This is a genomic window from Chloroflexota bacterium (assembly GCA_026713825.1).
Lineage (GTDB): Bacteria > Chloroflexota > Dehalococcoidia > Lucifugimonadales > UBA1127 > UBA1127.
The window spans coordinates 16,285-27,398 of record JAPONS010000112.1 but is presented as its reverse complement, the minus strand read 5'-3'; the positions used below and the strand labels follow the sequence as shown (position 1 = coordinate 27,398).

General features: G+C 64.0%; 7 protein-coding genes. 6 read left to right on the top strand and 1 reads right to left on the bottom strand.

The features are described 5' to 3' along the window. Window positions 1–492: 492 nt before the first annotated feature. The 4 genes from OXC99_12945 (at window position 493) to OXC99_12930 (ending at window position 6,030) form a co-directional block, all read left to right on the top strand. Entirely contained in the window at window positions 493–3,705 is a 3,213-nt protein-coding gene (locus tag OXC99_12945; GenBank protein ID MCY4625889.1) for an N-6 DNA methylase, read from the top strand. Next, a complete protein-coding gene (locus OXC99_12940; GenBank protein MCY4625888.1) occupies window positions 3,690–4,013 on the top strand; it encodes a type II toxin-antitoxin system PemK/MazF family toxin in 324 nt (107 codons plus the stop codon). The genes OXC99_12945 and OXC99_12940 overlap by 16 nt, the downstream gene beginning before the upstream one ends. A 53-nt stretch (window positions 4,014–4,066) precedes the next feature. Beyond that, window positions 4,067–4,429 carry a hypothetical protein gene (locus tag OXC99_12935; GenBank protein ID MCY4625887.1) on the top strand — a complete coding sequence of 121 codons (363 nt, stop codon included), beginning with the start codon at window positions 4,067–4,069 and terminating at the stop codon, window positions 4,427–4,429. A gap of 326 nt (window positions 4,430–4,755) precedes the next feature. Continuing rightward, on the top strand, window positions 4,756–6,030 hold the full coding sequence (locus OXC99_12930) for a pitrilysin family protein (protein ID MCY4625886.1): 1,275 nt from the start codon (window positions 4,756–4,758) through the stop codon (window positions 6,028–6,030). A 455-nt stretch (window positions 6,031–6,485) separates the two neighbouring features. Here the strand turns inward: OXC99_12930 and OXC99_12925 are convergent, their stop codons facing one another. Continuing rightward, on the bottom strand, window positions 6,486–6,995 hold the full coding sequence (locus tag OXC99_12925) for a cytochrome c (GenBank protein ID MCY4625885.1): 510 nt from the start codon (window positions 6,993–6,995) through the stop codon (window positions 6,486–6,488). 199 nt (window positions 6,996–7,194) lie between these two features. Here OXC99_12925 and nrdR point away from each other — a divergent pair, with 199 nt between their 5' ends. Both nrdR and OXC99_12915 read left to right on the top strand, forming a co-directional pair. Continuing rightward, complete coding sequence (gene nrdR / locus OXC99_12920) at window positions 7,195–7,752, top strand: transcriptional regulator NrdR (GenBank protein ID MCY4625884.1); 558 nt, start codon at window positions 7,195–7,197, stop codon at window positions 7,750–7,752. 87 nt (window positions 7,753–7,839) lie between these two features. Then, complete coding sequence (locus tag OXC99_12915) at window positions 7,840–10,374, top strand: vitamin B12-dependent ribonucleotide reductase (GenBank protein MCY4625883.1); 2,535 nt, start codon at window positions 7,840–7,842, stop codon at window positions 10,372–10,374. Window positions 10,375–11,114 lie beyond the last annotated feature (740 nt).

Sequence of the window (11,114 nt, the reverse complement as noted above, 5' to 3'; positions counted from 1 at the left end):
GGAGGGCGGAGATTCCCGCAACCCCGCCCCCGGGCACCCCCTGCCCCCGCCCGCCGCCCTGGCCACAACAGCCGCCGCCTTCGCCCTCCTAGGCGACGCGCTGAGCACCCGAAAGACTCCGTAGGGGCGATTCGCGAATCGCCCGTCCCGCCGAATGGCGGGATGCCCTTCCCGCACCCATCCCCCATCGCCACCCCCAACCCCCCACGCATCATTCCTGCAAAGCATGCCCCGTACCCCGATACGGGGGCAGGAATCCAGAGGGGCGGTGGTGAGGGGCCGTTCGTCCTGAGGGAAATCGAAGGATGAACAGGGGCTGCAAGCCCACTGGGCGGGGCCCCTCCGCACCCATCCCCCATCGCCACCCCCAACCCCCGCGCGGCATTCCTGCGCAGCATGCCCCGTACCCCGATACGGGGGCAGGAATGACGCGCGGGGAGGGGCAAGGGTCGGGAACACTACCACGAGGCAGTGCGTTAGAATAGAACCGTCATGCCAACGTATCCACACATACAGCGCTACTACGAGGATAAGGAACGGTTCATCCTGTTCGGCGGCTCGGACAGTGAGCAGAGCGTCCGTCGCGCTTTCGCTAACTGTCTTGACGCCTATTGCCGCGAGCATCGCAACAAGCTCACTCTTGTCGACGAGCTTGGTTCTGGCCGGGGGAACCAACCAGACGGGACGGTGAAAGACGTCCTCCGAATGGCCCATGGCTATTGGGAGGCCAAGGACTCCCACGACGACCTGAATGCTGAAATCCAAAACAAATTCAACCGCGGCTACCCTCGCGACAACATTCTCTTTGAAAACACACGTGTCGCTATCCTCATCCAGAACGGTGCCGAGGCTATGCGCGCCCACATGTCTCGTGCTGATGATCTCCACCGACTCATTCGCACCTTCCTCGACTACGAGCTTCCGCAGATTGAAGAGTTTCGCAAGGCCCAACAGCAGTTCAAGGCCGACCTCCCTGTAGTCCTCACCAACTTGAGAGAAACGATTGAGGAGGCAGAGCGCTCCAATTTCTATTTCCAGGAGGCCGCCGACCGCTTTCTGCAACTCTGCCGTCAGAGCATTGGGCCCGCTGTTACCGAGGCCGACGTGCGCGAGATGCTCCTCCAGCACATCCTCACCAAGGACATCTTTCTGCGCGTGTATGGCGAGGACCAGTTCCACCGTGAGAACAACGTCGCCCAAGAGCTTGACGCTTTGGAGGCTACATTCTTCACTAGCGAAGTTCGCCGGGAGGCCATCGACCGACTTCGAATGTACTATGGCGCCATCGGCCGAGCCGCTGGCGATATAGTCGATCACTCAGAAAAACAACAGTTCCTCAAAGCTCTATATGAAGACTTCTACAGGGCCTACAACCCCGCAGCCGCCGACCGCATGGGTGTCGTCTACACCCCCAACGAGGTCGTCAACTTTATTATTCGTGGTACAGACAACCTCCTCCAGAAGCACTTCGGCCGCACCCTCGCGGACGATAACGTCCAGATACTTGACCCTGCCACCGGCACTGGCACCTTTATCGCCAACCTCATTAACTACTTGCCGGAGGACCGCTTAGAGTACAAGTACGAGCACGAAATCCACGCTAACGAACTCGCCATCCTCCCCTACTACATCGCCAACCTCAACATTGAGTACACCTACAAGGAGCGCACTGGGCAGTTCAAGGAGTTCCCTAACCTCTGCTTCGTTGACACCTTGGACAACATGGACTGGCAGCAGTCCGGCGCGACTGGCGGCGCCGTCGAGCGGCAAAGCTCCTTCAACCTCGGCGCCATCTCCACGGACAACTGGCTGCGTATTCAACTCCAGAACGAGAAGCCCATCAGCGTCATCATCGGCAACCCGCCCTACAACGCCAACCAGCAGAACGAGAATGACAACAACAAAAACCGTGCCTATCCGGATATAGACCAGCGCATCAGCGACACATACATCGCAGCCAGCTCTGCTCAGAAGACTAAGCAGTACGACATGTACAAACGGTTCATCCGCTGGGCAAGCGACCGCTTGGACGATGACGGCATCATCGCCTTCATAACCAACCGCGCCTATTTGCAAGCAAGGCAAGACGACGGCTTTCGCAAGGTTGCATTTCAGGAGTTCACGGATATCTATGTGTTGGACTTGGGTTCAGACGTGCGCCTTAACCCCAAGATCGCAGGCACAACGCACAATGTGTTTGGCATTCAAACCGGAGTTGCCATTGCCTTCTTTGTCCGGGAGAAGGCAAGGATGGGCAATTGCTCGATTCACTATGCCCGCCGTGAGGACGAAGAGCTTGCTGTCGACAAGCGGGCCTTCTTGAACGGGGCCGACCTCGATGGTATCAATTTCTTGCGGATAGTCCCTGACGCACGGCACAATTGGCTCAACCAGTCCAATAGCGATTTTGGCCGCCACGTTCCCTTGGCCAATAGGCAAACCAAGTCAGCCAAACTAGCGTCGGGCTATCGGGCGCTCTTTAAGTTGTACTCGCTGGGTATTGCCACCAACCGGGACGAGTGGACCTTTGACATTGCCAAACGGGATCTATCCAAGAAGGTTAAGTACTTTTGCAGCAAGTATCAGCAAGAGATGAAGAGGTTTCAGACTGAGAGACCGGAACTGGATGAACTTGGAGATTGGGTAGACAGGTCCATAAAGTGGACTGCGGAATTGGAGGCTAGTTTAGTCAAGGGAAGCCAGTTGAAGTTCTCGGAAGCCAATATCGTTCCCGCCCTATATAGGCCCTATGTACTGAGGCACTCCTACTATGCTGCAATTCTTACTCATCGCAGGTACCAGCAGCCACAGATTTTCCCACACGATGCCAACGTTAAGAACAAGGTCATATGCTTTTCGGGTGTCGCATCAAACAAACCGTTTCAGGTACTAGCAACGGACCGCGTCTATTCGCTCGACTTACTTGAGAAGACACAATGCCTACCTCTGTATCGCTATTCGGCCAAAGGTAGTCGCGTCAGGAATATAACCACCTGGGGCCTGCGCCGCATCACCGACCACTACCGCAAGATCTGGGGAACGCACTTTGACGAGGAGTTCCCCAACGGCATCGGCCCGGAGGACGTCTTCGCCTACACCTACGCCGTCCTCCATGACCCCGTCTACCGCCACGACTACGAGGTCGACCTCAAGCAGGAATTCCCCCGCCTTCCCCTCTACAGGGACTTCAACGCATGGGCGCGCATGGGGCAGGAGCTCCTGGACCTCCACATCGGCTTTGAGTCGGCGGACCCGTTCCCGCTGGAACGCATAGACACAGACAAGGAGGCCAAGCGCACCATCCTCCGTGCCGACAAGGACGGCGGTCGCATAGTTCTGGACGACGTCACCACCCTCACCGGCGTCCCCGCCGACGCCTGGCGTTACCGCCTCGGCAACCGCTCGGCCTTGGAGTGGGTGCTGGACCAGTACAAGGAGCGCAAACCCAGGGACCCAACCATCGCAGAGAAGTTCAACACCTACAAGTTCGCCGACTACAAGGAGCGCGTGATTGACCTGCTCCGCCGCGTCTGCACCGTCAGCGTCCGCACCATGGACATCGTTGACGGCATGGCCTACTGGGACGGCGATGACCTGGTGGTATTCGGCGACCGGGAGCGGGACGATTGGTCGCTCTTGGGTCTTGAAGCCATGTTCAGCCGTCCTGAGGACCCGGAGTGGGAGGCGGAATGGTCGGAGATATAGTCTTGGCCCCGTTCCCTTTCGCCGACCGCAGCGATGACAAATTGCGTCCGGTCGCAGTACTCGCTGACGTGTACGAGTCCGGTGAACGCGATTGGATTGTCTGTGAGATCACCAGCAGTGGCATTGCTCGCTCTGCGACGATAGCGCTTGGGTCTGAAGACCTCGCTTCAGGGAGGGTCGCTCGGCTCAGTGTGATCAGGCCCAATCGCCTCAGCACCATCAACGAAGCGCGCTTTGGAAGGGTAGTGGCCCGTTTGACGCAAGCCAAACTGGATGAGGTTCTCACCGCTGTCCGCTCCCTCTTCTAGACCCTGACACATCCCCCTAGCCCCTAACCCCACCCACCCGCTACCCTCCCCCCATGACACACACGCACAACGGCAACTCGCCCCATCCCGAGCGCCCAGAGCGCAGCCCTCGCAGGAAGCGAGGCGGCCAGCCCGGCAACCAGAACGCCCGCAAGCGCGGCCTCGTTGACCGGCCTCTGACCCCGGAGCAGCAGGACACCCTCGGCGAAATGCAGCGCGAAGGCCTCTTCTCCCCGGAGTTCAACCTCATGCGATTCAGGATCGCCGACGTGTTGCTCGATCCCCGAGTCGGCGCCCGCGACCTCCTGCGCATCGTCAAGCTGATCGTCCGCCTGGCGCGAGCCGAGGCCGACGCGCTCGCCGACCGCCAGCGCCTCGGAGAACGCCCCATTTTGCAGAAAATATTGGACGCGTAGCTGAAATGCGACACATCCCATTCAAAACAAAGGGGAAACAACCCCCTGGACCCACCCTCGCCAGCTACGACGGCGCCCGTTCGATTGACATTCGCGCAGCCCAACAACTTCCCCGACGCCCCGTCATCCGCCGGCCGTCCAGCACCCATCCTGACCCCGTCGAAGCACCCGCCGCACACGACGAGAGGAGCCCGCAAAAATTGACCCCCGCACCCGTCAGGCGTACACTCGCAGACAAGCCCCCCGCTCACGTCAGAGCGGACACCCGCTTCAGTCAGAGCCCCTGCTCTCGTCAAAGCGGACATCCTGCACTCCCGGAAGGTGTCATGTTCCAGCAAGCTACCCTCAGCAACGGCCTCCGCGTCATCACCAGCGCCATGCCCCACACCCGCTCCGTCACCCTCGGCTTCCTCGTCGTCGGCGGCTCTCGCTACGAGTCCGACGACGAGGCCGGCGCCTTCCACTTCGTCGAGCACCTCTGCTTCAAGGGCACCCCAACCCGCCCAACGCCCCGCATGGTCTCTGAGACCATGGACCGCGTCGGCGGCCTCATGAACGCCACCACCGCCCGGGAGGTCACCACCTACTGGTGCAAGGTCGCGCGACCCCACTTCGACATCGCCGCCGACCTCATCGTCGACATGGTCCGCAACCCCCTCTTTGACCCCATCGAGCTCGAGAAGGAGCGCGGCGTCATCCTCGAGGAGCTCGCCGCCAGCCGCGATCACCCCGACTCCCGCGCCGGCCTCCTCATCGACCAGACCATGTGGCCCGACCAGCCCCTCGGCCGCGACGTCGGCGGCACCGCCGACTCCGTCAAGGCCCTCTCCCGCGACGCCATGCTCCGCCTCGTCAACCACCAGTACGTCCCCTCCAACGCCGTCATCACCGTCGCCGGCAACATCGACCACGAGGAGATCGTCGGCTACTTCGAACGCTCCATGGGCGACTGGCCCACCGGCGACCCCCTCGACTACTACCCCGTCGTCCTCGACCAGCAGGCCCCCCGCGTCAACGTAGAGAACCGCAAGTCGGAGCAGGCCCACATCTGCCTCGGCTTCCACGGCGTCTCCACAGAGCACCCCCAGCGCTACGCCTATGACATGCTCAGCTCCGTCCTCGGAGAGGGCATGAGCAGCCGCCTCTTCATGGAGCTCCGGGAAGAACGCGGCCTCGCCTATGAGGCCCACAGCGGCACCGCCCACTACCGCGACGCCGGCGCCATGGAGGTCTACGCCGCCGTCGACCCCCGAAACGCCTCCCTCGCCCTCGAGACCATCCTCGCAGAGCTCGCCAAGCTCAAGGACGGCGTCCCCGAGGACGAGCTCGACAAGGCCCGCGAGTACGCCAAGGGCCGCCTCCTCCTGCGCATGGAAGACACCCGCAACGTCGCCCTCTGGCTCGGCAGCCAGCGCCTCACGCGCCAGCACGTCTCCACCCCCGACGACATCGTGGAGCGCATAGACGCCGTCACCACAGAGGACCTCCAGCAAGCCGCCCGAGAGATGCTCGTCCCCCAGAACCTCAACGTAGCCATAGTAGGCCCCTTCCGAAACCCCGCCCGCTTCGAGCGCCTGGTAGAGTCCGCCAACCTCAACTAGTCCGAGCTCTCCATACCGGCGGAAGCATGCCCCGTACCCCGATACGGGGGCGGTAACCAAGGGCGGCGCAGTAGGCGGGGCGGGAAGGCCCAGTAGGGGCGGTTCGCGAACCGCCCGCTGCTCCCAAGGGCAGCCACCCTCGGCAAATGCAGAGCACGCGTCGCGAAGACGCCCCGCCCCCAACGCGTCATTCATACCCCCCACCCCGTCATTCCTGCGAAGCATGCCCCGTACCCCGATACGGGGGCAGGAATCCAGAGGGGAGGGGCAGAGGGGCCGCCCGCCCTGACCCCGCCAAGATGACCCCAACCCTCCATACCGGCGAAAGCCGGTATCCAGGGGAGGCGCGGGGGGTGGCGGGGCGCAGCGGGGAGGCCGTCCCCCCTGACGCTCTCGAAGCGTGAACGGGGCCCCGCAGACCCCGAGTGGCGGCCCCGCGAGGAGCGGCGCACCCCCTAAGGGTACGGGTCCCCGACACTCGCAGACCGCTGAAACTCCCGCTCGTCCGCCCCCCAGAACCTCTTGATGTACTCCAGCACCTCGATGATCTCAGCGTCCGTCATCTCCAGGTCGAAGCCCGGCATCCCGCTCGGCTGCCCCGGCATCGCGAAGGTCAGCCCGCCGCGCTTCGTCACCTGGAACAGGTACCCATCGCCGTGGTGCCACGTGTGGCCCGAGTTGTCGTGCGGCGGCGCGGGCAGCAGCCCGTCCGGCCCCCGCGCGAACCAGTTCGGCTGCCCCTCGCCGCTCACCCCGTGGCACGCCGCGCAGTGCGTCACGTAGTTCGCCTGCCCCGGGTGCGCCGGCGTCGGCGACGCGGCCGCAGTGGTCGCCGCCCGCGGCGTCGGCCCCACCGCCCCCGTCGACGCCGGCTCCCTGTCACAGGCTGCTTGCACCAAGAGCGCCAGCGCCCCCACCATGATCACAGCGACCAGTGAACGCCTCAGCGTTGTCCGACGGCCCATGTGCGCTCCTTCTACAGCGATTGTGCTTGCGAACGGGGTTCTCGAGAATTTCACTTCTGCCTCAATTGTAACGCCATCCCATTCGCATCGCAGGGACAAAACAAATCGAAGAAAATCAGCGTTGACAACCACAACATCTTGTGGCATAGTTGCCACTCCCTACCATAAGCGGTAGCGGAAGAAGGAGACTGAGCACAGGATGCGCTGCCCCTACTGCGACCACGACGACTCCCGCGTCACCGACTCCCGGGACGCCAGCGACGGCATCAAGCGCCGCCGCGAGTGCGCCCGGTGCGGCCTCCGCTTCACCACCGTCGAGCGCCCCTTCACGGCCGCCCAGCTCGTCGTCAAGCGCGACGGCCGCCGGGAGGAGTTCGACCGCGAGAAGGTCCGTAGCGGCATCCTCATCTCCTGCGCCAAGTTGCCCGTCTCGTCCCAGGCCATCGACCGGCTCGTGGACGACGTCGAGCGGCAGATTGTCACCTTGGGCAAGGCGGAGGTCCCCGGCACGTTGATCGGCCGGCTGGTCATGGAGGGGCTCAAGGCCCTTGACCACGTCGCGTACGTGCGGTTCGCCAGCGTGTACCGCAACTTCACGGATTTGGAGAGCTTCGCGCAGGAAGTGGAGGCGCTGCAGCGGGACCCGGACCCCAACACCGCGGCCGCGCTGGAGGCGCAGCTTTCCCTCCCCATGCCCGGCGGCGAAACTCCCGAAAAGACGGTTAGACGACCCAAGAAACCGGCCGCTGGGGGATAGTACACTTCCCACTCCCCCGGCGAGCCATTGGGGCCTGAACGGGCCCACGTCGATCTCATGTAGATACACCAATGAAGGAGCATAACCGTGGTTGACATCCGTTCCCGCAAGGACGTTGAGCGAGAGGAGGCCCTGGCCGACATCCGCGGCAAGCTCGCCGCGACGACCGAGCCCGCCGTCCGCGCCGCGCTGCAGACCGCCATCGACCGGCTGGAGGGCGCTGCCCCCGCCATTCCCCAGTCCGGCCCCGGCCGGACCCGCATCACGCGCGCCTTGGAGGTCCAGGGCCTGACCCGGCCCGAGGACGGCGAGGGCCCCCACCTCACGGAAAACGCCCTCCGCGTCCTGACCCACCGCTACTTCATGAAGAACGACAAGTTCGAGCCCGTCGAGGACGCCCGCGGCATGTTCCGCCGCGTCGCCCGTGCCATCGCCCAGGCCGACCGCGCTTACGGCGCGACCGACCTGGAGGTGGCCGAGACCGAGGACGCCTTCTACGGCATGATGACCCGGCTCGAGTTCCTGCCCAACTCGCCCACCATGATGAACGCGGGCACGGACGCCGGCACCCTCTCCGCCTGCTTCGTCCTCCCGCTTGAGGACAGCATGTCGGCCATCATGAAGACCGCCTCGGACATCGCCATGGTCCAGAAGTTCGGCGGCGGCACCGGCGTGCCCCTCTCCAACCTGCGCCAGAAGGGCGCTCACATCTCCAGCACCCACGGCAAGGCCTGCGGCCCCATCGCCGTCCTCCGCCACCTCTCCAGCGTCTCGACGATGATCACCCAGGGCGGCAAGCGCGACGGCGCCAACATGGCCGTCATGAGCGTCCACCACCCCGACATCGAGGAGTTCATCGACTGCAAGCGCCGGGAGGGCGAGATCCACAACTTCAACATCTCCGTCGGCGCGACGGACGAGTTCATGCAGGCCGTCGTCAACGGCGGCACGATCGCCGAGATCGACCCCGTCACCCAGGAGCCCACCGGCGTCGAGCGTGACGCCCGCGCGCTCTTCACCAAGATCGTCCAGGGCGCGTGGCGCAACGGCGAGCCCGGCATGATCTTCCTGGACGAGGTCAACCGCCGCCAGCCAACGCCCCACCTCGGCTCCATGGAGGCCACCAACCCCTGCGGCGAGCAGCCCCTGCTCCCGTACGAGTCCTGCAACCTCGGTTCCATCAACCTGACCAGGATGCTCTCCTTCGGCCCCGACGGCGCGGAGATCGACTGGGACCTGCTGCGCTCCACCGTCCGGCTGGCCGCCCACTTCCTCGACAACACCATAGACGCCAACAACTACTCGGTCCCCGAGATCGAGAAGATGAACCTGCTCACCCGCAAGACCGGGCTGGGCGTGATGGGCTTCGCCGACATGCTCGTGCGCCTGGGCGTGCCCTACGACTCCGAGGAGGGCGTCGAGATCGGCCGCGCCGTCATGCAGTTCATCGCCGGCGAGGCCCGCGCCGAGTCCGAGCGCCTCGCCGGCGAGCGCGGCCCCTTCCTCGCCTGGGAGGGCAGCCGCCAGCAGCTCGCCGGCATGACGCCCCAGCGCAACGCCTGCCAGCTCACCGTCGCGCCCACCGGCACCATCTCCATGATCGCCGGCTGCTCCAGCGGCATCGAGCCGATATTCGCCCTCGCCTTCCGCAAGCACAACATCCTTGAGGGCCAGACCCTCTTCTACGTCGACAGCGCCTTCGAGGCCGTCGCCAGGCACGAGGGCTTCTACAGCGACGAGATCGCCGAGTGGCTCTCCACCGGCAACTCCCTGCAGGACAGCGATGAGGCCCCCGATTGGGTGCGTGAGGTCTTCGCCACCGCGCCCGACATCGCCCCCGAGTGGCACGTCCGCATGCAGGCCGCCTTTCAGGAGTCCACGGACGCTGCCATCTCCAAGACCATCAACTTCCCCAACAGCGCCACCGTGGATGACGTCGAGAACACCTACATGCAGGCGTGGGAGACCGGCTGCAAGGGCATCACCGTCTACCGCGCCGGCAGCCGCGAGAAGGAAGTCCTGACCGCCGGCACCGCCGAGACCTCCGCCCTCCAGCCGGTGCAGGAAGTGGAGGCCGAGCAGCATCGGACGATGCGGCGCAGGCCCCCGCAGGTCCGCGGCGTCACGGAGCGCGTCCGCACCAGCCACGGCAACATGTACATAACCATTAACTTTGATGAAGACGGCAAGCCCTTTGAGGTCTTCACCGCCCTCGGCAAGGCAGGCAGCTCAGATCAGGCGCAGCTGGAGGGCATCTCCCGGCTGGTGTCCATGGCCCTGCGCTCCGGCGTCGACCCGGACGCCATCGTCGCGCAGCTTCGCGGAATCACCGACGAGCCCGTCTGGAGCGAGGGCACCCTCGTCCGCTCCGCCCCGGACGCGCTGGCGTTGGCGCTGGCCCGCGTGTGCGGCATGGAGCCCGGCAGCCCCTACGGCGAGCAGTACGCCCTCTTCGCAAAGGAGTCGGCGTCCGGCGGCATCGCCCTGCCCTTGGCGCCCGCGGCCCCGGAGGCGAGGCCCGTCATCAGCCACTGGGGACGCTGCCCGGAGTGCTCGGGCCAGCTCATCTACGAGGAGGGCTGCGCCAAGTGCTACGAGTGCGGCTACAACAAGTGCGGGTAGCGCACACCTGACACTGTCGAACACGGGGTCGGTCTCACAACCGGCCTCGCGCAGATGCGGGGGCTGGCGCGTTGCGGCGACGTCGCCAGCCCCCGTTCGATTCTTTGCGAGACCAATAGGTAGAGTTGTCTTGACTCAGGGAGTTGGGACCCGTGGATCACAACATTCAAGCCAAAGACCGATTACCAGCGAAGGTTCATATGCAGAGTTTGTATCAAGGCATTTCGGTGCGGTTGTGCCGCCGCCTAACGTCCATGCCAATTAAGGGCCCGCCTATGCAGGGGGACGACAATCTGACCACCAACAGGGCCGAGGTAACCTGTTGGAATTGCGTTAAGCGCCTACGCCGCGGGCAAGCAGAGACTAACCGTGAGAGGGTAATTGCGCTGTGCATAGACACTGTAGGCGGTGATGGGGGAAGCAGGTGTACAGCACCGGCCACGATAGGAGCGTACTGCCAGTGGCACGGACGTGGTGAGCGCACAGTCACTTAAATTCTCTGGCTACCCCCCCGCCGGTTGACAGCCTCCCCCTCCCAAATTACCCTGTCCTCAACCTTACCAAGGAGTTGCGTCATGGAAGGCAAACCGATTGTGGAGATCACCTACTGCGTGCCTTGAGGCTACCTGCCGCAGGCGGCTTGGATAGCCACCGAGATTTTCGCGGAACTGGGCAACAAGGTTGCGCTCACCATCACCCCCGGCGACGCCGGCATCCTCAAGGTCACCTGTGACGACGAG

Excerpts from the sequence above, each read along its gene's own strand:
- OXC99_12945 (MCY4625889.1), top strand. The coding sequence starts at position 493 with ATGCCAACGTATCCACACATACAGCGCTACTACGAGGATAAGGAACGG.
- OXC99_12940 (MCY4625888.1), top strand. The coding sequence starts at position 3,690 with ATGGTCGGAGATATAGTCTTGGCCCCGTTCCCTTTCGCCGACCGCAGC.
- OXC99_12935 (MCY4625887.1), top strand. The coding sequence starts at position 4,067 with ATGACACACACGCACAACGGCAACTCGCCCCATCCCGAGCGCCCAGAG.
- OXC99_12930 (MCY4625886.1), top strand. The coding sequence starts at position 4,756 with ATGTTCCAGCAAGCTACCCTCAGCAACGGCCTCCGCGTCATCACCAGC.
- OXC99_12925 (MCY4625885.1), bottom strand. The coding sequence starts at position 6,995 with ATGGGCCGTCGGACAACGCTGAGGCGTTCACTGGTCGCTGTGATCATG.
- nrdR (MCY4625884.1), top strand. The coding sequence starts at position 7,195 with ATGCGCTGCCCCTACTGCGACCACGACGACTCCCGCGTCACCGACTCC.